This window comes from Gemmata sp. SH-PL17, from assembly GCF_001610855.1.
GTDB classification, from domain to species: Bacteria; Planctomycetota; Planctomycetia; order Gemmatales; family Gemmataceae; genus Gemmata; species Gemmata massiliana.
The window spans coordinates 8,389,336-8,412,352 of the sequence record NZ_CP011271.1 but is presented as its reverse complement, the minus strand read 5'-3'; the positions used below and the strand labels follow the sequence as shown (position 1 = coordinate 8,412,352).

At 64.0% G+C, this 23,017-nt stretch carries 17 protein-coding genes and 1 riboswitch; of the genes, 9 read left to right on the top strand and 8 right to left on the bottom strand.

Annotation, left to right across the window (positions count from 1 at the left end; translation table 11 throughout):
* The first annotated feature begins 145 nt into the window (after positions 1–145).
* A complete protein-coding gene (locus VT84_RS35015) occupies positions 146–961 on the top strand; it encodes a hypothetical protein (protein ID WP_052550333.1) in 816 nt (271 codons plus the stop codon).
* Positions 962–1,309: 348 nt separating this feature from the next.
* On the opposite strand, the gene VT84_RS35010 is transcribed toward VT84_RS35015, so the two are convergent.
* The 3 genes from VT84_RS35010 to VT84_RS35000 all read right to left on the bottom strand — a co-directional run bounded on the left by VT84_RS35010 (position 1,310) and on the right by VT84_RS35000 (position 4,700).
* Positions 1,310–1,498, bottom strand: coding sequence for a hypothetical protein (locus VT84_RS35010; RefSeq protein ID WP_082842795.1), 189 nt, complete (start codon positions 1,496–1,498; stop codon positions 1,310–1,312).
* A gap of 200 nt (positions 1,499–1,698) precedes the next feature.
* A complete protein-coding gene (locus VT84_RS35005; RefSeq protein ID WP_052550337.1) occupies positions 1,699–2,628 on the bottom strand; it encodes a DUF1559 domain-containing protein in 930 nt (309 codons plus the stop codon).
* A 572-nt stretch (positions 2,629–3,200) separates the two neighbouring features.
* Entirely contained in the window at positions 3,201–4,700 is a 1,500-nt protein-coding gene (locus VT84_RS35000) for a DUF1501 domain-containing protein (protein ID WP_052550340.1), read from the bottom strand.
* A gap of 177 nt (positions 4,701–4,877) precedes the next feature.
* Between VT84_RS35000 and VT84_RS34995 the strand changes: the two genes are divergently transcribed.
* Positions 4,878–6,896: a PQQ-dependent sugar dehydrogenase gene (locus VT84_RS34995; protein ID WP_082842794.1), complete on the top strand. Its 2,019-nt coding sequence runs from the start codon at positions 4,878–4,880 to the stop codon at positions 6,894–6,896.
* Between the two features lie 63 nt (positions 6,897–6,959).
* On the opposite strand, the gene VT84_RS34990 is transcribed toward VT84_RS34995, so the two are convergent.
* Together VT84_RS34990 and VT84_RS34985 are read right to left on the bottom strand one after the other, a co-directional pair.
* On the bottom strand, positions 6,960–7,988 hold the full coding sequence (locus VT84_RS34990; RefSeq protein WP_082842793.1) for an ankyrin repeat domain-containing protein: 1,029 nt from the start codon (positions 7,986–7,988) through the stop codon (positions 6,960–6,962).
* A 136-nt stretch (positions 7,989–8,124) separates the two neighbouring features.
* Positions 8,125–8,835 (bottom strand): PEP-CTERM sorting domain-containing protein, encoded by a 711-nt coding sequence (locus tag VT84_RS34985; RefSeq protein ID WP_082842792.1) that lies wholly within the window; start codon positions 8,833–8,835, stop codon positions 8,125–8,127.
* Between the two features lie 316 nt (positions 8,836–9,151).
* A riboswitch (cobalamin riboswitch) is annotated at positions 9,152–9,349 on the bottom strand.
* A 310-nt stretch (positions 9,350–9,659) separates the two neighbouring features.
* Here VT84_RS34985 and VT84_RS34980 point away from each other — a divergent pair.
* The 3 genes from VT84_RS34980 to VT84_RS34970 all read left to right on the top strand — a co-directional run bounded on the left by VT84_RS34980 (position 9,660) and on the right by VT84_RS34970 (position 12,204).
* Entirely contained in the window at positions 9,660–10,817 is a 1,158-nt protein-coding gene (locus tag VT84_RS34980) for a formylglycine-generating enzyme family protein (protein ID WP_052550348.1), read from the top strand.
* A 186-nt stretch (positions 10,818–11,003) separates the two neighbouring features.
* A complete protein-coding gene (locus tag VT84_RS34975) occupies positions 11,004–11,636 on the top strand; it encodes an ankyrin repeat domain-containing protein (protein WP_052550350.1) in 633 nt (210 codons plus the stop codon).
* A gap of 37 nt (positions 11,637–11,673) precedes the next feature.
* Positions 11,674–12,204, top strand: coding sequence for a DUF3455 domain-containing protein (locus VT84_RS34970; RefSeq protein WP_162271952.1), 531 nt, complete (start codon positions 11,674–11,676; stop codon positions 12,202–12,204).
* Positions 12,205–12,406: 202 nt separating this feature from the next.
* Here VT84_RS34970 and VT84_RS34965 read toward each other — a convergent pair whose 3' ends face one another.
* Positions 12,407–12,817: a hypothetical protein gene (locus VT84_RS34965; protein WP_082842790.1), complete on the bottom strand. Its 411-nt coding sequence runs from the start codon at positions 12,815–12,817 to the stop codon at positions 12,407–12,409.
* A 31-nt stretch (positions 12,818–12,848) separates the two neighbouring features.
* Positions 12,849–13,841 carry a DUF1559 domain-containing protein gene (locus tag VT84_RS34960; RefSeq protein WP_082842789.1) on the bottom strand — a complete coding sequence of 331 codons (993 nt, stop codon included), beginning with the start codon at positions 13,839–13,841 and terminating at the stop codon, positions 12,849–12,851.
* A 286-nt stretch (positions 13,842–14,127) separates the two neighbouring features.
* On the opposite strand from VT84_RS34960, the gene VT84_RS34955 reads away from it, so the two are divergent.
* From VT84_RS34955 to VT84_RS34940, 4 genes are all read left to right on the top strand, one after another.
* Positions 14,128–15,042, top strand: a complete 915-nt coding sequence (locus VT84_RS34955) for an alpha/beta hydrolase (protein ID WP_082842788.1) — start codon at positions 14,128–14,130, stop codon at positions 15,040–15,042.
* A gap of 253 nt (positions 15,043–15,295) precedes the next feature.
* Complete coding sequence (locus VT84_RS34950; RefSeq protein WP_052550361.1) at positions 15,296–16,588, top strand: Gfo/Idh/MocA family protein; 1,293 nt, start codon at positions 15,296–15,298, stop codon at positions 16,586–16,588.
* Between the two features lie 439 nt (positions 16,589–17,027).
* A complete protein-coding gene (locus VT84_RS34945; RefSeq protein ID WP_082842787.1) occupies positions 17,028–17,357 on the top strand; it encodes a hypothetical protein in 330 nt (109 codons plus the stop codon).
* Between the two features lie 170 nt (positions 17,358–17,527).
* Positions 17,528–17,851, top strand: coding sequence for a hypothetical protein (locus VT84_RS34940; protein ID WP_082842786.1), 324 nt, complete (start codon positions 17,528–17,530; stop codon positions 17,849–17,851).
* A 293-nt stretch (positions 17,852–18,144) separates the two neighbouring features.
* Here VT84_RS34940 and VT84_RS34935 read toward each other — a convergent pair whose 3' ends face one another.
* Positions 18,145–22,929: a hypothetical protein gene (locus tag VT84_RS34935; protein ID WP_082842785.1), complete on the bottom strand. Its 4,785-nt coding sequence runs from the start codon at positions 22,927–22,929 to the stop codon at positions 18,145–18,147.
* Positions 22,930–23,017: the final 88 nt, after the last annotated feature.

Below are 23,017 nucleotides of genomic sequence, written 5' to 3'. Positions count from 1 at the left end.
CGGCGCGAAGCCCGTATCAAAACGGTTCCGATTGTAGCGACCGAGGGAAACGTACCGTGTGCGCAGAGGCACCGGTGTGGGCTGCTTTTCCTTTTGGGGTTCGCTATTATCGCGCTCATCGGATGTGTCGCCACCTGAGGTCCGCGTGATCCGATTCAACTGTCCGAACTGCGGCCGTCACTACGAACTGCTCCCGGCACTCGCGTTCCTTCCGCTGGTGTGCAAACAGTGCGGCGAGCGCATCACGCCCCCCGCGCCGGAACCGGAACCTCCTCCGCCACCCGCACCGGTTTTACAGCAACCCGCCGCTCCGCCTCCCACGCCAAAGGCAACGTTGCCGGTCGCGAAGGTCGTTGCGCCTCCACCGCCCGTCGCAAAACCGCAGCCCCCCGCACCACCGGCCGACGACGCGGACGAAGCGCTCGCGACGAACTCGGATTCGGCACCGGATATCGACTTCAACCTGAGCGGACCAACGGCCGCGGACCTCAGCAACGCGGCCCGCGCGCTACCTCCGGACGGCGTGAACCCCGCGACGGCATCGGAACTCGAAGGTACCGCCGGCTCGACTTCCAACACGCAAAAGTACACGCCCCCGGAAGTCGATCTCAAGCTTCTCGGTACGGAACCGCCGCCCCCGCCTCCGAAACGCGCGCCCAAACCACCGGCTCCCGCTCCCGAGCCAGAAGTCGAAGAGCGGCCCGAAGCGACGCTGATGCCGTTTATCGTGGACTTCGTTGTGTTCGTGCTACTGGTCGTGGTTGGGATGTTTGTCGGCGAAATGCTGGCCCAAAAAACGACCGGTGCCGTTCTCTCCGAAGCGGGCTCTGCCCCAAAGTTCCCGCCGCCCGATCTGCTCATGTGGGGCGGGCCACCGGCCGTGTTCGCGCTGATCTATCTGCTACTCAGCAGCCGCAAACTCAGCGTGGGCGAGTGGCTCCGGCGCCGGCGCGCTCAGTAACCCACGGCGAACGAAAACGGCGCCGGTTCGGTTCGATCGCCTTCTGCAACCGGCCGTCGCGCCGGTACGCCACGGGGAATTGCACGCATTTCTACTCGGACCGACACGCACCCTTGCGCCGTGTAAGCGCCCCTCCGAGATTCGCGCTCCGTAACACACTTTGCAATCCGACCTCCAACGGCGGGGTACCACGGGGCGCGAACCCCACTTCGCGCGAGTCGTGGCCCGGATTCGATATTCGTTGGTCGGGGCCGGCCACAGAAAACCGGCACCGGCAACCAACCCGCGAATGCCGCGGCCCGCCGGAACCACAGCTAGTTCCGGCGGGCCGCTGTCACGATTTAAGGGTTAGTGCTGCGGAGCGTTCTTGGGTGGAGGGGGGATCGGCGCGACGGACGGATCTCCGCGCCCGCCGCCCTTGTGTACCCCGTTCTTAGGGGCGTCCGTCGCCACCGGTTGTGTCGGAGCCGACGTGCCGCAGCCGACGATTACGGCCGCGAGCCCCGCGGTCAGGAGAGCGTTGCGAAAGCGAATCATTATGGCTCCGTGAGCGGCGACCGGGTGCGGCCGCCGGTTATTAAGGGTGAACGTAACCGATTTCGGATGACTTGGAACGAGCCGCGACCGCGAGGGTGCGGGAGGCGCCTCCCGTTGCTGGTGCTCGCACCCAATATGGGGGGCTCCGTACCGCTCCCTCGCGGTCGCGGCTCGTCGAGCCGGTACGACGATCTCGATACTTAGTTGCTGATGCTGGAGTAATCCGTGCTCTGGCCGTCCTGCATGCCGGCCATGCGCTGGAACGTGTACCAACTGTCGCTGTACCAGTCGGTGCTGGCACCGGAGAACTTGCGGATCGTGCGGACGGACCCGTCGCACATCCCGAAGCACACGATCCCGGAGTGGTTGCTCGAGTAGTTGGTGAGCGAGCTGGTGGTCGGGATCGCCCACGCCGTCGGGAGGTTGGACCCGCCCATCCAGCTCGAGACGAAGTCGCGGGTGCCGGGCGCGGTGCCGCCGAGGGTCTCGCCGAACGCGATCGTGTTGCTCGTCCCGTCCGTGATCCCGACGATGGTGGTCTTGGAGTTCTGCGTGTACGGCCCCTTCCACTGGTCCCAGAAGCTGTCGCCGGTCGCGCCGAGGGCGCCCGAGCTGGCCGCGTAGTTCGTGCGGCCCAGGGGCGTGGACGGGTCGAACCACGCATACGCGAGCGAGCCGGGGGTGGTGTAGTAGTACGCCATCACCCCGGTCGAGGGCGTGACGTCGGCCGTGTCCGACGGGCAGAGGAACGTCTTGATCCGGACCTGGGCCGGGCCGTAGGCCGAGCCCCACCACTCCCCGCCGGCCGCACCGGGCGGGAGGATGAACTCGTTGGTCGGGATCTGGGTGTACACGTTGTCCTGCTCGATGTACGGCAGCAGGTACGCGAGCGTGCCTACGTAAGTGCTCATGTTGATGCCCGGGGGCAGGTGCCCGTTGGCGCTGTCGTAACTGTGGGCCGCGAGGCTGATCTGCTTGAGGTTGTTCTGGCAGCTCATGCGCGCGGCGGCCTCGCGCACCTTCTGGACCGCGGGCAGCAGGAGCCCGATCAGGATGGCGATAATGGCGATCACCACCAGCAATTCAATGAGCGTGAATGCCGAGCGAAAACGGCGCAGCCGAACCGACATGCGAATCTCCGAGTAAACGAACGAAAAGAATAGACTGAACCAGGCAAATCGGACTGGGAGCGAAAAGACACTATGGGCGGATGAAGGAGCGGGCAGGCTCTTTCGGGAGAGAGTGGGCGGACCTATTGCAGTTTACCTGCCAACGGCGCGGGGCTTACGCGCCGGGGAACTGAAAATGCTGCAAGTGGCATGTTTTACGTGCGTTCTGCGGGTTCAGTTTTTGGACTCTCATCCCGGGCACATAAGTTCCCCGCCGCGTCCCGCGACAGCGTGCTCGAAAATAGTGCACAAATGAACCAAATATGAAATGGGCGCAGCCACTCTCACAACCATAGGCGTGGGAAATCGTATTTGCGTCCGCCAAAGAAAATGGGCAAGGCGGTGAGAGATGAGTACCGGCATTAAGCGAGTTTGCGCCGGAGAGTGCAACCGGTTTTATGAGGGCTAATGCTCTCCACCCGCGCGTTAACACTCGCGGTTCGCCCGGAGCCTTTGGCGAACCGCGAGTGTTAACGCGCGGGTGGGACGGAGTACCAGCAAAGGGTGCTAAAATCACGCCAAGCGGTCGCTCATCACGCCAGCACGTCGCGCAGGACTTGCCCCGTGGGGACGATCGACACCGGTCGGTTGGTCTTGTCGGCGATCGTCGTTTCGAGGTCGTAGCCCAGGAGGTGGTACGCGGTCGCGAGCAGATCCTTCGGCGACACCGGCCGGTCCGCCACGGTTCCGCCGATCTTGTCGGTCTTGCCGACGACCTTTCCGCGTGCGATCCCGCCGCCCGCGAGCAGCACCGAATACGCCTGCGACCAGTGGTCGCGGCCCGCGCCCTTCGCGCTGCTCAACTTCGGCGTGCGCCCGTGCTCGCTCAGCACCATCACGAGCGTGTCGTCGAGCATCCCGCGCTGGTCGAGGTCGCTGATTAACCCGGAGAACCCGCGGTCGAACCCGGGCATCAGTTCGTTCCGCATGCGCGGGTAGTGTTCCCAGTGCGTGTCCCAGCCCGAACCCGCGAGCCCGAACTCGTCCCAGAACACCGTCACGAACTTGCTGCCGGCCTCCACCAGCCGGCGCGCGGCGAGGCAACTCTGGCCGAACAGCATGTGCCCGTAGCTCTCGCGCGTCTTCGCGGACTCGCGGCGCACGTCGAGCGCGTGGCGCACCGCGTTCGAGCTGATGAGCGAGTAGGCCATCTCACGGAAGGGGTCGCGGGAACCGGATTTGTCGCGCGCCCGGCGCGCGTCTTCCATCTGGTCGAGCAGCGACTTCCGGGTGTTCATGCGATCGAGCGTGAGGTCGGCGGTGTGTTCACCGCCGAGCGTGAAGTACGAGTCCGGCGCGATCCCCGCGTAGGGCTCGTCGAATTCGATGGTGCGGTCGGTCAGTGTCTTGGTGATCTTCGCCGTCGCCTTACCGTGGAAACTGGTGTAGTGCGGGTGGAACTGATTCCCGAGGAACGCGGGGTACGGCCCGGCGCGCTGCACCTCGCCCGTGCGCTGGCTGCTGAACGGGAACGGCAGCGCGATGTTGTCCGGCACGGCCCTCTTCGCGCTCGCGGGGTTCCGACGCTGTTCGAGGTGTGCGACCGTCGACCCGATGAACGGCCAGTGCTTGCTGTCGTGGGGCGCCAGTTCCATTGACACATCGATCTCGGGAATCGACGTGGTCGCGTAGGCGACGCCGTGGATCGGGTACGGGTGCGTCACCGAGCGCACCACGGTGACGTTGTGCATCACGCGGCTGGTGTGCGGGAGCAGTTCGCACACGTCACACCCCGGCAGGGTGGAGCGGATCGACTTGAGTTCCCCGCGCACCTCCACGGGCGCATCTGGTTTCTGGTCCGCGAGTTCGATCTGGCTCGGCGATCCGTAGAGGAACAACAGGATGCACGCTTTCGCGCGGCCGAAGTGTTTGTCGTGCCCCGTCGCCGCGCCCGCTCCGGCGGGCGGAGTTTTTCGAGCTTCAGCGCGCAGGAACGCGGGTAAATTCAGCCCCAGAGCGGCGCCGGCCGTGATGAGGTCGCGCCGGGTGACACCGGTGCAAAGCCGCTTCGGGTTTCCGAGAACGCGCAACATGGCATGGTCCTGACGGGCCGCGGGAGGCGGGACGCTGGCGGGATGACACAATAATGCCCCGGCCCCGCGATCGGGGCAAGTGAAATGCGCGGGCGAAAACTGCCGCCCCCTTGCCCCGAACACGGTAACTGGTGACACTATTCCGGCACCCATCAAATCCGTGAGGACCAAGTCCCCATGAAGCGCTACCTCTCTCTGGCCGCGCTGCTGATCGCTGCGCCGGTGTCGGCCGCGGAGTTACCCAAGCCCCTCGCTACGGGGATGGTGAACCCCGAGTCGGTCGTCGTCGGGCCGGACGGCAAGATTTACGTCACCGTGATCGGTGAGTTCGACAAGGACGGCGACGGGGCCGTTGTCACGATCGAGAACGGGAAGGCGGTCCCGTTCGTCAAGGATCTTGACGATCCCAAGGGCATCGCGCTGTTCCAGAACTGGCTGTTCGTGACCGACAAAACGAAGGTTCTGCGCATCAACCGCCAGACCGGTAAGTCGGACGTGTTCGCCGCTGCGAAAGCGTTCCCGGTCGAGCCGAAGTTCCTCAACGACGTCGTCGTGGACCCGGAAAACGGCCTGGTTTACGTCAGCGACTCGGGCGCAAAGGGGAGCGGCGGGGCCGTGTACCGCATCAACCAGAAGGGCGGGGTCTCGCTCGTCGTGGACGAGAAGAAGTTGCCGGGGCTGAACACCCCCAACGGCCTCACGCTGGACGGCTCCTCGCACCTGATCCTCGCGGACTTCGGCGCGGGTACGTTGCACCGCATCAAACTGGTCGACGGCAGCAACGAGAAGATCGCCGAGGGCATGGACGGGGCCGACGGCCTCACCTGGGACTACTACGGCCGGCTGTTCGTTTCGAGTTGGAAGACCGGCAAACTGTTCGTCATCCCGCGCCCGGGGGACAAACCGGTGCTCGTGGCCGAGGGCTTCAAGTCGGCCGCGGACACGTGCCTCGACGCGACCGGCAAGTTCATCCTCGTGCCCGACATGAAGGGCGGCACACTGAACGCGGTCCTCGCACAGGTGCCCGGCGCCCCCGTGGACGACACCGCTCTCCCGCTGAAGACGGAAGTCGCGTTCCCGGACCTCAAGTGGACCGGGTGGAACCCGGAAACGGCCTCGGGCCGGCCGAACCCGCTCCGGCCGCTCGTGCTCACGCACGCGGGCGACGGGAGCAACCGGGTGTTCGTCGGCACGCAGCACGGCGTGATCCACGTGTTCCCCAACGACCAGAAGGCCACCGAGACGAAGGTGTTTCTCGATATCCAGGACCGCGTGAAGTACAACGACAACACCAACGAGGAAGGGTTCCTCGGCATGGCGTTCCACCCGAAGTTCAAGACCAACGGCGAGGTGTTCGTCTTCTACACGCCGAAGAAGGAGAACAAGGTCAACGTTGTGTCGCGGTTCAAGCTGAGCAAGGACGACCCGACGAAGCTCGACCCGGCCTCCGAAGAGCAGATCATCCGGTTCGAGAACAAGCTGTTCTGGAACCACGACGGCGGGACCGTCCTCTTCGGGCCGGACGGGTACCTGTACGTGATCCACGGCGACGGCGGCGCGGCCAACGACCCGCAGGAGAACGGTCAGAACCTCGGCGTGCTCTACGGGAAGATTCTGCGCCTCGACGTCGACAACAAAGCCGACGGCAAGAACTACGCGATCCCGAAGGACAACCCTTTCGTGGACAAGAAGGGCGCGCGGCCCGAGATTTGGGCCTACGGCATCCGCAACATCTGGCGCATGAGCTTCGACAGGAAGACGGGCAAGCTCTGGGCCGGTGAAGTGGGCCAGAACCTGTACGAAGAGATCAACATCATCGAGAAGGGCGGCAACTACGGCTGGAACATCCGCGAATCACTCCACCCGTTCGGCGCGAAGGGCGTCGGCCCGCGGAAGGATCTCATCGACCCGATCTGGGAGTACCACCACAACGTGGGCAAGTCGATCACGGGCGGCGGGGTGTACCGCGGGAAGGCGCTCCCGGAACTGGAGGGGCACTACCTGTACGCGGACTACGTCACGTCCAAGATCTGGGCGCTGAAATACGACGAAACCGCGAAGCGCGTGACCGCGAACCGGACGATCAAAGACCCGGAAAAGCCGGTGCTCTCGTTCGGTGAAGACGAGCAGGGCGAGATGTACTTCCTCATCGTTGCCGCCAACGGTAAGGGGATCTATCGCTTCGTGAAGCAGTAGGCGAACCGCGTTGGTGGTGCGCTTCGCGTGTCGGGCGCACCACCACTCATTTCCAATCGGAACTCACTTCTCCCCCGCGCGCTCCTTGAGCAACTTCGCGGCCGCACCGGTGTGGAACTCCCACGTGCGCATCCCGCTCTCCTCGACCGCTTTCGGGTCCGCGCCCGCGGCGAGCAGCAGGCGCACGGTCTCCACGTTTTTGGAGAGCATCAGCGCGTTGCGCCCGGAGTTGTACTTCTGAGTCGTCTTCGCATTCACGTCCGCTCCGCGGGCGAGTAGCAGCGAGACGAGCTTCACGGCCGCCCGGTTCGCGGCCCACAGGAGCGGGGTGAACCCGTCCGCGTCTCGCGAATCAACCGCAGCGCCCTTATCGAGTAGGGCTTCGGCCAGTTTCACGTTCTGGTGCGACATGACCCACCCCGACCGAATCGCGGCGTACTTCAATGGGTCGCTCTTTTCCTTGTCGCCCAGATTCACGTTCGCGCCCTGCGCAATCAGGTAAAGCGCGACGTCCAGTTTGTCGCTCACAATGGCCGCGATGAGTGGCGTGTAGCCGTACTGCCCGCGCCCGTCGAGTTTCGCCTTCGTCACGACGAGTTCCTTCACTTTGTCCAGGTCGCCGGCGATCGCGGCTTTCACCAGTTCGGCGACCGACGCCTTGGCTGCCGATTTCTTCGGAGCGGGTTTGCCGTCGTCGACCTGCGTGGCTTTGACCTTCCCACCGCTATCCGGCGACAGGTCGATGAAAACCTTGCGCTTGTCCATGACCGTGTCGAAACAGCCCTCACCGATGCCGTCGCTCCACTGACCCTGCGTGTCTTCGATCAGCCCCTGGAGTTCGTCCTTGGTGAGTTTTCGCGCGCTGATGAATTCGGACACGACGCGCAGCTTCTTCGCTGCGGCGTCAAACACGAGAGCCACCCGCCCGCCCTTCAGTTCCAGGTCCGCGATGTCGCCGTGGTGGTACTTGGCGCACGTTTCTTTACCAGAGTGAAGTCCGTCGAACGTGCCGAGTCGCTTGACGTCGGTGATCGGCTCCTCGGTCGCGTCGTCGGTGACTACGACCGGGCCGCTAATCGTAATGGTGAACATGGCGCTGACCTTGGGCTGGGAGAAAGCCGTTACGGTAAGCGACCAACAATACCGAATCTATCTCAGAGAAAAACATCTCTTGGTGAACGGCCGGTGTGAGCCGGCCGAAGTGTTGACCCCAAGCACGCGAACCGCGTTACGCCAGTGCTACGGCTCGCTGGCGGCGCACGTAGACGATGAGCATACCGGCACCAGTCACGAGCAGCACCCAGCTACTCGGTTCCGGGGTCGATACGGCGGTCGGGTTCGATGCGGGGGAGGGTGGGCGGGCGTCGAACCCGTCCGCGAAGCTCCACCCGTCCCACGACCCGTCCTTCAGAATGCGACCGGACATCCCCGTACCGCTGTAGCCCCAATCGGCGTCGCCGGGGTCTTTGGCCCAGTAGCTCCAGTACCCGGTCCACCACCCTTCGCGGTAGAGGTCGCCCGGGTCGGTCGGCGACCGACCATCGGCCAGTCCGCCGTCCCGGTCCGCGGACGCGATCCCGTTCGTGAACGTGAGCGTCGGCGACACGCCGAACACGCCGTTGTGGTTCGCGTCGAACCCGATCCCGAACAGCGCGAACCCCAGACCCGGCCCAAAATCCCCGAGGTTGGCGTAAAGCCCGGTGTTGGACCCGGTGATCGCCCGGAGCATGTCCTCCGCGGTCGCCGTGCCGTCCCACCGGTACCCCCAGATGAACGACGAGGTTCCGGACGCGGTCTTCCAGTCCACCACGAACGCGGCGCGGTTGCTCCCGGTCCCCACCCACATGTCGACGTCATCAAGGGATGTAACGAACCCGGCCTGTGCGCTGCCCGCCAGCCCCAACAACACGCCGAGACAAAGAACGAACTGCCTGAACACGCGAGCCTCCGTTCCCCGGCTCGGGGCCGCTCACCGCGTGCGGTGATGCGTCCGCCCGCTCCGGGACGTAAGCCGTTGGTGCCGGCGTTCTCGCGTTAATGGACCGGTGGAAGTCGCATTTCATGCGACTATCGCGAGGGGTTCGACCGGGGAGACACGGACCGCGGCGCTGGCGCGCCGGGAACGGGAAACGCACGGGCTGCTCCTTCTTCACTGGGCCGGGCGAGGAAACGCCTACGGACCGGGGCGGACGGGCAGCGCCGCGCACGCGCGCGGACAGAGACCTGCCGGTCCGGTCGCCTGGGGTCCGAGGCACCGAACGACGATCACGACAGGCAGGTCTTCTGGCTTACGGCCTTTTGTCGGGTTCGAGCGGCCTTCCCGCGGTGCTCCGCAGTGGCATTGTGCCCGTTCCCGGCCGAATACAGCAGCGGCCCTGCGCCGGATTCTCACCGGCTTCCCTTTTCACCCCCGCCGCGAGAACGGCGGAGACACCTATCGAGTGGGGTGAGTTATACGCGACCAACACCCGGCGTCCAGAACTGTGGGCACCTTCACCGCACAATCATATCTGACTCACGTTTGCGTGTTGCGGCGCGCAAACAAATAGCAACACCGGAGTGTCACGCCCTTCGGTGTGAGTTTTCGCCCGCCGGATTGCTTTCACCGCCCGGGACGGTTAGAGATGTTGAGTGCCCGTGTTGCGTTGTTGAATTGATGGATTTGGTTTTTGTTTGGTGGCACAGGCCTCTGGCCTGTGTGAGTGCCTCCACAGGCCAGAGGCCTGTGCCACGAACACAAAACACAACCAGAGTGGGGGCCACATGGGTTCCAAATCCGTGCGCCGAGCTGCCAAACCCGAACCGCTTCCCGTCCCTAAACCGCGACCGAGCCGCCGAACATTCATCCTCAGCGCGCTCGCAGTGGGCGGGTTCGGGGTGGCATACGGGATCACTAAAAAGATCCAGACCGCGAAGTTGCCCGCACCGACCGACGCGGCCCCTCCCCCTCCGCCCACCATACCGCCGGCCCCCGGCCCACGCGACTCGGTTGGGATGAAGTTGATTCCCGGTGGCGAGTTCACAATGGGTTCGGCCGATTCCGCGTTCCCACGAACCGAGCGCCCGGCCCACAAGGTGAAACTGACCGGCTACTGGATCGATGAAACCGAGGTCACCAATTCCGCGTTCCGGAAGTTTGTCGAAGCAACCAAGTACGTCACGACGGCCGAGAAGAAACCCGACTGGGAGGAGATGAAGAGGTTCGTCCCGCCCGGCACCCCGAAACCGCCGGACGATCTACTCGTGCCCGGATCGCTGGTGTTCAAACAACCCGCGCGGGCTGTGTCCCTCGACAACGTCGCGCAATGGTGGGCCTATGTGCCCGGGGCGTGCTGGAAGAATCCGGAAGGGCCGGAAAGTAACCTCACGGGGAAGGACGATCACCCCGTTGTTCACGTTTCGTGGGACGACGCGGTCGCGTACTGTGCCTGGGTCGGTAAGCGGTTGCCCACCGAGGCCGAATGGGAGTTCGCCGCACGCGGCGGACTTGCCGGGAAACGGTACCCGTGGGGTGATGAAAAGTCGACCGACGATAACCCGCGTGCGAACATCTGGCAGGGCGAGTTCCCGCACCGCAACACCGAACGCGACGGTTACGGGCGAACCGCACCGGTCAAGAGCTTTCCGCCGAACGGGTACGGCTTGTACGACATGGCCGGCAACGTGTGGGAATGGTGCGCGGACTGGTACCGGGCGGACGCTTACGACAGGCTCGCGGACCGTGGAACGAGCGCCGACCCGCAAGGCCCGGGCGACAGTTGGGATCCGGGCGAGCCGTGGGCGCCCAAGCGCGTAACGCGCGGCGGGTCGTTCCTCTGCCACGTCAGCTACTGCGAGAGCTACCGCCCCGGCGCCCGGCGCGGAACGACCCCCGATACCGGCATGTCGCACATCGGGTTCCGCTGTGCCCGATCTGCTTGAAAACGCGCAAGAGCGGTTCGAGGGCACGTGCCGCGAGTCGCACTGCGAGCCGATCCCGGGTTGCTTACCCTCTGTAACCGGCTACAGAAGGCGAACGATCCGAGGCCGTTCGGCGCGCCCGCTCCCACTTCTTGCGCGTTACGGTATGCTGATCGGCACCGCTCCTCGCCCAACCAGAGGCCCGCCATGCCCGACCCTGTCGATCGTCGCACGTTCGCGACCACGTTCGCCGCGAGCATCGTTCTTGGAAGTGAAACGTTCGGCGCCGACGCGCCGGTCGTTGCCCCAATGCCACACGGCAAGCCCACCGAGGCGCCGTTCGAGCGCGACTACCCCAAGCCGGGCTTCAACCCGAGCTGGCGCCGGCCGCAGATCAACCGGCTGCTCATTCAGGACTTCGTCGTCTACGCGCACACGGACGCGGCGATGGTGTCGAAGCTCCTCGATAAGGAGCCGGCCCTCGTCAACTCGTTCATGGATTGGGGCGGCGGGGACTGGGAAAGCGGTCTCGGTGCTGCGGCCCACATGGGGAACCGCGCGATGGCCGAACTGCTCCTGGAGCGCGGCGCCCGGATCGACATCTTCTGCGCCACAATGATGGGACAACTCGACGCGGTCAAAGCGTTTCTCACGCTCCAGCCGAAGCTCATCGACGCGAAGGGGCCGCACGGGTTCAGCCTGCACTTCCACGCGCAATTGGCCGGCAAGGATGCGGACAAGATGGTCGAGTACCTGCAATCGGTCAAGAAGATCGACCTCCCGCCGAACCCGTTCCTCCGAAAGCCCGGCGACAAGAAAGACCCGCCGAAGAAGTCGTAAATCGCCGCGCGAACATTCACCCGAACGAGGCCGACCGATGACTCCGTTACTGCGTGCCGCGGTGCTGCTCCGTTTGATCGCAATCCCCATCCCCGCAAGGGGAGCCGATGTCGAAATTCCCAAAGACATCGCCGTCGCCGCGGGGCACAAGGACGTTCTCACGGTCAAGGCGAAGGGCGTTCAGATTTACAAATCGGTCGCCGACAAGGACGGCAAACTGGTGTGGGTTCTGGACGGCCCGCTCGCGGAACTGACCGACGCGAAGGGCACGCGCGTCGGGTGTCACTTCGAGGGGCCGTCGTGGGAAACGGCGGACGGGAGCCGGCTCGTGCGCGACGAGGTCGAAAAGCCGAAGTCGGCCTCGAAGGGTAGCGCCGATATCCCCTGGCTCCTCATTCGCGTGAAGTCGGACGACGCCAAACCCGGGGCGCTCACCAAAGTGGTCTACGTTCAGCGGATCGAAACGAGCGGCGGAAAAGCCCCCGCGGACGCGCCGAAGCGAGCGGGCACGAAGATCGGTGTGCCTTACGAAGCGAAGTATGTATTCTTCGCGCCAACCGAGAAATAGGCGGAACTCTTGGGGAACCCGGTCCGGCGCAAGTGGGTTCGGCGCATGTTCGTTTTTGCTGCATGCCCCGGGCCGATCTGCGATTCCTAACCCCCCGGAAGGGTGCGGTCCACCATGACGTGATTGTGGCAACGCGAGCGTCGCAAAGCGCGTAAGTGAGTTCGTGTGGTGCGGCGCGGTTGCCCGCGCCGCGCGCCACTTATCAGTCCTTGAACTCGACCAGAATGTCGTTGCTGCCCGACTTCACGGTTACGACTACCCCGCTGGAACCCGGGTCGCGGAACTTGGCCGGCACATCGACCTTCGGCACCGCGGCGGCCTTCGTTCCCGGCGCGTGAGGTTCGGCACGCGGCGGAGCGAAGTACGCCTTGTATTCCCCGGCCTCCAGTTCGCCGGTGACCTTATACTGGCCGTTCGCATCGATCTTCGCGCTCCCCGCCGAGCCGGTTTTGGAGAGGAAGTTCACCTCCCCGGCAGTCAACGGATTGCCTTTGTACTTAACGATCCCCGCGACGGTCCCGGTCGGTTTCTCGCTCGAGCACCCGCCCGCGGCGAGTGCGGTGCAAAAGAGCGCCAGCCCGCTCACGGTGCGGGTAAAAATACGCGCTGTCATTGTGGAATATCTCCGGAGGGCGTGTTGAAAATCACGGGTCGTTAGTCACGAGACCGTCGTCGCGAACGCACTGCTTTTGGAACGTGAAGAAGTCGATGCTGTTCGTGACGAACCGGACCGACCCGTCGGTGCGCAGCGTGTTGATGCCGGCCGTGTGGTTGGAATTCAGGATCGAGTTGCCCTTGTACGACGTGTCCGACCCGGCCGCGGTGGTCTGAGAGTTGTTGGCGTAAGCAACACACGTCAGCCCCATACCCCAGCAATCCGCACCGGCCGCCTGTGAGCGGAGCGGGGCGGATAGCGTGGTGCTACCCCACGGAGTGAAGTATCCGTTACGAATGTCGTTAACTCCGACGAGGCCCGACTGCTCGGCAACGATAATCGTGTTCGAGGTGCCGTCCACGCAGTCGGCGATGCGGCTCTGCTCGCCCGTTACAAGCATACCGTTCGCGGCCCACCACCCGCCGTAGTTTGAGTTGTAGATCACACCAGTCGTGCGCCCGATGGGGTCCGGGTAGGCGCCCATAATACCAATGTAACCTGGCACTTGGTGGTTGTTATTCGCCCACCACGTTACCCACGCGGCCGGTTGAGTGTCGGGTACGCTGGCGGACGGGCATTTCCAGATTGGCAGAACCAAGTTCTTCAGTGCGGCCGCGTTGTAGATGTCGTTCACATTCACTTGCTTGTAGAGATTGTCCTGCTCCATGTACGAGAAAAGCTCAACCCGCCAGTTCCCGTAATTAATTGCCGCACCACCTTGAGCAACGCGCTGCCCCATCGGGAACTTCTGGTTGGCGCTCTCGTAGTTGTGCAACCCCAGGCCAATCTGTTTGAGGTTGTTACTGCACTTCATGCGGGCCGCGGCTTCGCGGACCTTCTGCACCGCGGGCAGCAGCAGCCCAATGAGGATCGCAATAATCGCGATCACCACGAGCAGCTCAATGAGCGTGAACCCGCGGGTACGGGTGCGCGACGGGGCACCCCCGCGGCGCGCGGGGAGACAACGGACCGTGTGAGACATGACGGCTCCCGAAAAAAGAATGATGACGGCGGGCGAACTCGGCGTGGGAGTCCGGGGGAGTGAACGGACTGCCTGGAGACGGTGTGGGGAGAGAATAGCGGGAGAGAATTCAGTTGGAGATGGAGAGGACCGGTACACGCTACCAACTGCGCCGCGCCTTTTGCAAGAGGCAAATAGCACATCGTGAAGAATTTCAGAATCGCCTCACCAGTAACACAACGAATGCCACTCCCAACTCCGGTTCGCGTCGAGTATCATCGGCCCGTCCCATTCTCGGAGTACCCACATGCTCTCCCGCTTCTTCCTGACCGCGGTCGCGGCTATCGCGCTCGCACCGGCCGCGTTCGCGCAGCCGAACTACACCCGCACCGAGGACGTGATCTACGGCCGCAAGCACGGCCTCGCGATGACGATGGACGTGTTCGTGCCCAAAGATAAGGCCAACGGCAAGGGCATCATCTGGTGCGTGTCCGGCGGGTGGTTCTCGTCCAAAGAATCGGTCAATCCCGGCTTCGTGGGGGCGTTCGTCGAGCGCGGGTACGTGGTGTTCGCGGTCCTTCACGGGAGCCAGCCGAAGTTCACCATTCCCGAAGTGCTCGACGACATGCACCGCGCCGTGCGGTTCATCAAAGCGAACGCGAAGAAGTACAACGTGGACCCGGACAAGCTCGGTATCGCCGGCGGGTCCGCCGGCGGGCACCTGTCGCTGATGCAGGGCTGCGCGCCCAAAGAGGGCGACCCGAAGTCGAAAGACCCGGTGGACCAGCAGTCGTCTAAGGTCGCGGCGGTCGCGTGCTTCTTCCCGCCCACGGACTTCCTCAACTACGGCAAAGAGGGGCAGGTCGCGCTGGGCGACGGCACGCTCAAGGGCTTCCGCCCACCGTTCGATTTCTGGGAGCGCGAGAAGGGCACGAACAAGCTCGTGGTGATCGAGGACCAGGAGCGGCGCAAGGCCATCGGCAAAGCGATCTCACCGCTGTACCACGTGACGAAGGATTCGGCCCCGGCGCTCGTCATCCACGGCGACGCGGACCTGCTCGTGCCGATCCAGCAGGCCGAGCTCATCATCGCGAAGCTGAAGGACAACAAGGTGCCGTGCGAACTGGTCGTGAAGAAGGGGCTTGCCCACGGCTGGGCCGGCATGGACAAGGATCTTGTCACGCTGGCCGACTGGTTCGACAAATACCTCCTGAACAAGTAAACTCGAAAGCGCGGACCCGACAGGCAAGGCGAACGGCCGGCGTGAGCCGGCTGGTTGTTGCCAACCGCGCCCCGCGTTGCGCTCCCGTCGTTCGGTGCCTCGCGGGAGATGGCTCACCAACCATTGACCGCTTCCCCGCGCTACTGTAAGAGTCATTGTCCCGTTGTCATACCCACCAGCCGGCGGGGGCCGGCCGTTCGCCCGGCCCCCGCCGGCTCACACCCGCCGACCCAATTTCAGAGGCTCTCTCCCAATGCTCACGCGCAGAACGTTCCTGGCCGCAAGTGCGACCGCCCCTCTTGTGTTCTCGCGCGCCTCGGGGCGCGCCGCGAACGAGAAGATCACCCTCGGGTTCATCGGCGTCGGCACGATGGGCCGCGGGCACCTCGCGGCGTTCCTCGGGCGCCCGGAGGTCGAAGTCGTCGCCGTGTGCGACGTGGTGAAGGAGCGCCTCGATAACGCGAAGACGACCGTCGAGAAGCGGTACGCGGACCGCATCAAGTCCGGCGTCTACAAGGGCGTGACCCCGTATGCCGACTTCCGCGACCTGTTGGCCCACAAGGGCCTCGATGCGGTCGTGATCGCCACCCCGGACCACTGGCACCACATCCCCTGCGTGCTCGCGGCCCGGGCCGGGAAGCACATCTACTGCGAGAAGCCGCTCACGAACAACGTCGCGGAGGGGCGCGAGATCGTGAACGAGGTGAAAAAGGCGAAGATCGCGTTCCAGACCGGCAGCCAGCAGCGGAGCGAGTTCGCGAACCGGTTCCGCGCAGGGGTCGAGATGATCTGGAACGGGTGGATCGGCACCGTGAAGACGGTCCGCATCGGCGTCGGCGGCCCGTCCCGGCCGTGCGACCTCAAGGGCGAGGAAAAGCCCGCGGGCACCGACTGGGACATGTGGCTCGGGCCGGCGCCCGACCGCGAGTACAGTTCCGTACTGTGCCCCAAAGGGGTCCACACTCACTTCCCCGCGTGGCGCGACTACCGGGAGTACGGGGGCGGGCTGCTGGCCGACATGGGCGCGCACCACTTCGACATCGCCCAGTGGGCGCTCAAGATGGACACCTCCGGCCCGACCGAGATCATCCCGCCCGAGAACCCCAAGAAGGGGAGCGGGCTGCGGTTCGTGTACAAGAACGGCGTGACGATGATCCACAACGAGTTCGAGAAGGACAAGGACGGCAAGGAGATCGCGAAGGCCGACTGCGTGTTCGAGGGCACCGAGGGCACGCTCCTTGTTGGGCGCAACCAGCTCGAACTGCGAATGAAGAACGGAAACCCCACGAAGTTCCCCGATCAACCGCAGCGCGTCTACCCGAGCACCAGCCACCCCAAGAACTGGCTGGAGTGCATTGTGAGCGGGAAGGAAACGATCTGCCCGCCCGAAACGGGGCACCGCTCCGCGAGCGTCTGCCACTTGGGGAACATCGGCTACCGCCTGGGACGAAAACTGAAGTGGGACGCGGTCAAAGAACTATTCGTGGACGACGAGAAAGCGAACAAGGAACTGTCGCGCGAGCCGCGTGCGAAGTGGAAGGTGTAATCGCGAAACGCGAATCGGAGCCGGCTCGATAGTCTCATGATTCGCTCATTTCCCAGATTGTGCCGGTCGCTCTCATAACTACCGGGTTTCAAACCGCTTTAAAAATCGGCGGTTTGAAGCCCGGCTCGCTTTTTGCGACATTCGTCTCTCATTTCTTGCGGTCGAGCGCGCAAAAATTTCTCCTTTGTGCCTCACCACCAACTCACGGCCGCTGTGTTAGATGTTGTGTGCGATGGGCGTATGACCTTGGTCCGCCCGCGCGTATTGAGGCGACAATGGACTCCACCGACTACTTCGACCAATTCATTGTCCTCGCCGCCGTCGGGTTCGGCCTGCTGCTCGTCGGGGCACGAACCTCGCGCTCGGGGCCCGTTCGGGGCGCCGGTTCGCGCTGCGTGCGGGGATCAACATCGCGATCTGCGCACTGGTCGCGGTCGGGGTGAGTGAGATCGCCCGGGGCGAACTGGCCGCTCGCGCCGCAATGCTGCTCGGTGGCCTGGTGCTCACGATTACGCTCTCCAACTCCGAGTGGCTCCAGCAGCGGCTCGTGCTCCTCGTGTCGCTGCTCCTCCGGCCGTCGGCGCGCTGGGGGCTCCTGACGGTCGGCGGTCTGGCCCTGGTACTCGGGTCCGTGGTCGCGTTCGAGCACGCCGATAGCGAGACCCTCGAACAGCAAACACGGGAACTCGAAGCCGTACTCGGCCCCCGCCCAACGCCCCTACGGAGCGCGCCCGCGCGACGACCGACCGCGGCACGCGGGTCGTACTGAAGGAGCCGCTGAACCCGCGCGACGGCAGCGATTTAGCCGAACCCGAAGAGAAGCTGCTCCGCGAGCGCAAGCTCACAACACAAATCATCCGCAACAGTGCCCCGACGGATACCTCGAACTGCCACGGTTGGGTCTTCACGGGCGGCCAGTTCCTGCTCTCTCCGGACGACGTGGAACTCATCCTGAAGGAGAACGGGTACGCGGAAACGAACGACCCGCGCCCGGGCGACGTGGCGATCTACCGGCAGAACGGCGGGATCTCGCACAGCGCCCTCGTCCGGTACGCCAGCGAGGGGCAACCGGTGATGGTCGAGGGGAAGTGGGGCACGCTGGGCGTCTACCTGCACGGCGTCGACAAGTCGCTCTACGGCACCGACTACACGTTTTACCGCAGCCCGCGTCCGGGTCACTTGTTGGCCGGTCTCAGCGGCGCGAACACCAATTCAGCCAACGCGAACTCGACCAACGCGATCCCCGCGGCTAGCAGCGACTGACGTAACCGCTCATTGCGGCACTCACACGACGCCCGCGACTCGTGCCGCGGGCGTCGTTCGTTTCGTATCGCGGAACCACTCTCCCCTCGCATCGGGATGGGCACATCTACACCTCCTGTGCCATCGCGAGCGACGCGAAGCACGCATTCACGCGGCGCCGACCAGCGTGCACGAATGTGGGCGGGTTCCGTCAGCGCAAAAGCGTTGGGGCGGTCCGGTTGGTGAGGCCGAAACGCACTCAGCGCTTCGATCTCACCCACCGGACCGCCCGAACACGGACGACCGGATCGCGCTTACTTCAATCGTTCCACATACGGAACCACGGGTTTGTACTTCGGCAGGGTGAAATCGAACGCGGGTTGTGGCCCGGCGTAACCCGGGCGCACGTTCGACACACACGTGCCACCCCATGCAGTACGAACCAGCCCAGTTACTTGGACTGAACCGATTCCGGTAGTTGTGTCGAACACAACCGGATTATTGGTGACGGTAACCACTTGCGTCTCGGCTCCGTAACCGAGGACCAATGTCGTGTTGGCCCCGATCGGCCGGCGTTGACCATCGGCCGCAACGTACAGCGTCCCGGTACCCGTTGCATCATACCCTTGGCACACGAACGAAATCTGCGCGGGGCTGGACGGTCGGGCGGTTTCAGTCAGCACTGTAAAGAACGGCTGTTCGAGCGCCTGCGCACTCGACGTATCAGGATCGCCTGTGTACGGGAACGCCGGTTTCAGCGCCATGTTCGACATGTCAACAACAGCGACGTACTTCTGCCGCATGTCACCGGGGATCTTGTCGTATACTTCGGCCCCGAACTGCGCCGGGATCGCCACATTGTTCGGCCAACCACCTGGTGCGGGCGGGAACGTCACGTCGAAATACCCGATGGTGAGGTACACGACAAATGCGTGACTCACGGTGGTGACGTTGCTAACCACCTTCCGGAACGGTTCGGTCTGCGTGTAGGGGTTAGTTTCCGCCGTCTGATACAAGAACGGTAGCGCCGGGTTCGGCCCTGCCGGTGAACGCAAAATCGTATCGCCGATGTTACTCCCCGCTCCGTAGGCAAAGGTCCCCACCGTTGCGCTCGGGGCACCGAACGGGAGGAACGGCCGGTCGGAGCCGTTCCCCGATACCGTGTCGGTGTATGAGGGCGCCGGAGTTCCGTTAGGTTGTTGATTCGGCACCGGCACCGACACCTGATCCGCAGCCGCACCGCTGGCCGTGTTGCGCAACTGGAGCGGCGTGCGAGTATTCATCCACGACGACACCGGCGTCCCCAACGTCAGGTCACCCCAGATGGTATTATTCACGAACGCCTGATTAAACCGGTTACCTGTAGTGACCGTCACCGGCGCGTCCCACAAACCCAGGGCGATGCGCCGGTCTTGCATGACGTTCACGTTGATCTTCCCACTCATGCGCCCGCCGTGCGCGACGTAGGAGCTCGGTGATTTCACCGTGAGTAGCTCTAGCGCCCGCGCCAAACCGTCTTCGTGGAACGCCCAGCGACCGTAGCCATCGGTGTACACCAAACCGGTAGCAGTATTCCTGACGAACTCGTTCGTGAGTAGGTATGGTTTGGAGTCCCGCGCGAAGAGAATATCACCGAGTGTTTCGAGTGGCCGGTCCATGTGCTGTAGCCAGTCGAACGGGGTCATGATCGTATCGCTGATCGTCGCGGCAACACCCGCGGTAGCCGTAAGGGTTTGCCCCGGTTGGCCGGCATTGCCGTTCTGTCGGCCGAACGTGTTCTTTGGCTCGTTCGGGTCCGGCGTCGGCGGAGGCATCGTCGGCATGGTAGTCTGCGCCAACACCATCGAATTTGCGAACTGGTAGGCGTTGTACGTGCCCGCCATATTGGGGACCGTAGCAACTGCTCGGCCAGCAAGCGGTTGCACCTTACCGATCGAGAACCGATCAGCGAGCGGATCGTAGCCCCCGCTATTCATTACCGTCCGCGCACCACGGTTTGTTGCTTGCCCTTGGGCTCGGTGGACCGCATCGAATGCGGGCACCTCGTTCATCATGTCCACCGTCACATAAGGATTGATTGGGATCGCGTTGTTGCCCGGTGTGATCAACGGATCGTTTGGCTGCAGGTACGGGTTCGCCAAACGGCGGAGCAGAACAGTGTGCCGCCGGAATTCGTCCGTCCCGAGTGTCGCAACCGGGGGCATGTCGAGTGTATACCCCATCCCGGTGCTCAGTGCTGACTTACCCATCGCAGTGGCCGGCGAGGTCACTTTGTTTGCAGTCGCCCACACACCGGCATTCGGCGGATTGAACTCAGTCGCCGGGGGCGTCTTCGCGGTGACCTCCGGCCCGACCAGCACCACCCCATTTAGAGGCAGATTCGTTGGGGCCGGGGACAGGTATTGCGCGTTGTTCGGCTCGACGCTTCCGGGCTGGTTGGGCAGCGGCGACGAGGGGAACGTAAACGTCGTATCAGCCGCTTCAACGAACCGACCCGTGACGTTCGACTGGAAGTCGGGATCGGTTGGGGTAAGAAGCGCTGAGAGCTGATCTCTTGGCATCGCCGCTCCACCCGTCCTGCGTTGTTGCCTTGCGATCTGGATCTGGTAGGCACTGAGGTTAACACCACCCGTTCCGAAAATCCCCTGTGGGACGCCTGCAGCGGGCGTGCCCGGGAGCGCCGGTGGATTGGCGTGCGGAGTCATTGTCGGGTTAAGCAACTCTGTCCAGAATTTGACGTGCGCTTGTGCTGTGTTTGGCAGAGCCTGATTCATTCCGCCCATGAGCGGACCGTCTACACCGTCGGTCATCTCGGTGCCGTTGGTGATCTCGCTGTAGACCTCATTAATAACGAGGCGCGGCTTCTCGGTGCCAAAAACCACCCGGTTTCCAACGTCCGCTGGGTTAGTGAAATCGGCGGTCCCACTCGCAGGCGGGTTCCACACGAACACTGTGCTCACATCGTCATTATCGATGTAATCCACAATATTCACGGCAAGCTGCGCCAAATAACGGAGCGCCCAGTATTGCTGCTGTGTGTAGGTGATTGGGGCGCCACTCGACGGGGTAAGAACGAACGTCAGGGGATCGGGCAGTGTGATGACCACGCCGTTATTGAAGCTGACCTGCCCCGCTGCACCCAAAGCGACGATGAGGCGGGCAAAGATATCCTTCGCAAGTGATTGGCGGTCCTGATCGGCCAGCGCCGCAGTGTTCACGTTGACGTTAGCGTTCGACAATGGCAGGTTCGGATCAGCACGGTAATCGGCCAGTGGGCGGTTCAAGTTCACCGAACCGAGCGCCGCTTGAGCGTGAACCCACTGATTGTTTGCAGCGAAGTCGGTGACACTCCCCACCCCCCCGGGCGTCGGGTACGCTGTTGCAGCCGGAAGCAGAGAGCCGGGTTTAGTCAGACCACCGGAACCGTTACCGAGCGCGAGCGCGGCCGTCGCAGCCGCACCATCACGAGCCACGAAGTTCGGCGCAATGGCGGGTCGATCGAGGCTGCTGCTCCTCGTATTGAACAGCAAGCGACTGCGGTGGGCGGGGTCGAGTCGGTAGGAGTGCGCGGTGGTCGCACCAGGGTTCGTTATGTACGGGTACGTTCCCGGGGTGCCGTAAAACGTCGGCCGCGAATTGCTCGGCTTTGACACGAACGCCAGAGAGTACCAGTCCGGCGTGAACGCATAGCGGAGGCTCAGGCGCTTGATGTCGGTGTACGGGAAGATCGGGCTGTCAGAAAAGGTGTCGCTCCTCATGGCGAACTCGTTGGGGTTGTACCCCGCCGGGTGCAAGACGGCCGCGTTATCGTTTCGGAAGCTACCGAACGCTGCTGGTGTCGCCGCAGGATCGGCGGACGACGGCAACCCGGTGAGGCTCCCGCCGGTAGGCAGCGTGAAGTTGATGGGCGTCGCCAACGACGCCGGACTGGGCCAAATGACCGAGGAGTATCGGGGCAACGGCCGACCGCTCGTATACCGGTCGAATGCGGTCGCGTAGCTCGGGTTCCGCCACTGGAGGAGTTCCTGGCGCTCGGTGTCGTTCGTCAGCCCGTAGATGGGGTTAATCTCCCAGGGAGCGTACCCGCCGTAGGACACGTGGGCGTTGCCCGTTCCGAACTGGTTCCCGTGCGTGCTGAGATCAAACAAGCCGTCGAGCGGAAGGATCAGCGGAGCGACGAGCGGCTGCACGACCCGCCCGTCGGCGAGGGTGCGCGGCCTTAACCCGATGTGCATCCAGAGGCTGTCGTTCTTCTGCACTCCCACCGCGCCGGACAGGTTCTGCACGTCGCCGGTGTAAGTGCCGTCGGGGTTCGGTGGCACGCTGGGAAAGTTCGGGTGCTCTTGCGGGTTGCGGCGCGGGCGCAGAGTCTTCAACCGGCCGACGTCGCTGCTCCAGTTCGGGTTGGTCGGTGCGAGGGAGCCGAACAGCCACTCGCGGTGGAACGACGGCACCAACACTTCGCCCGTTGCCGGGTCGCGAGCGCCGAGGAAAAAGTTCTTCAGGTCGGGGTAGGTGTAGCCCGCGTGTTTGCCGACATAGCTTCGACCGGTTTGGTCCGCAAGAAAAGCGGCAAACGCATTGCTGGCGACGCTGCGCCGGCCGGTCCATTCCGGGTCAATGAGGAACGGGGTACTATTGAGCACCATAGCGGTGTGGTTGACGAACTGCCCGCGGTCCGTTCCGGCAGTCAGTGCCGGATAACCGTACCCGCCCGCGTTTTCGTGGAAAGTGCCCACACCGGCCCACGGAACGGTGGAACCGACCCACGGGCTGGAGGCGTCTCGGCGCCCGCCGTACATGGCACGGGCGATGCTGTGCCCGCGCAGTGAGTTGTGCAGGGAGTCGCCGTCGTCGTTCTCGTCGTAGACGAGCGTACTGAGGAACCGGTTGATTGTGTCGGTCGGGTCCGGGGCGCCGGTGCCGGCCACGTTCGCGCCGTCCTTGTGGGCCTGCGCGACGGCCTTTTCCTTGACGGCGTACATCATGAACGCCAGCCCTAGCACCATCAGGATGGTGATGAGGGCGAAGATCGTGATTACGACCACGGTCCCGCGGCGCGGGGTGCGTCGGTGCGATCGTGCGAGCGGCCGGAACATAGCGGCGGTCTCCGGGCGAGTGCGAGTGTGTGCGGCCAGCGCCCGCGCCACCGGGCACGAGCGAACAGTGTGTTTCGGGTGTCGCGGG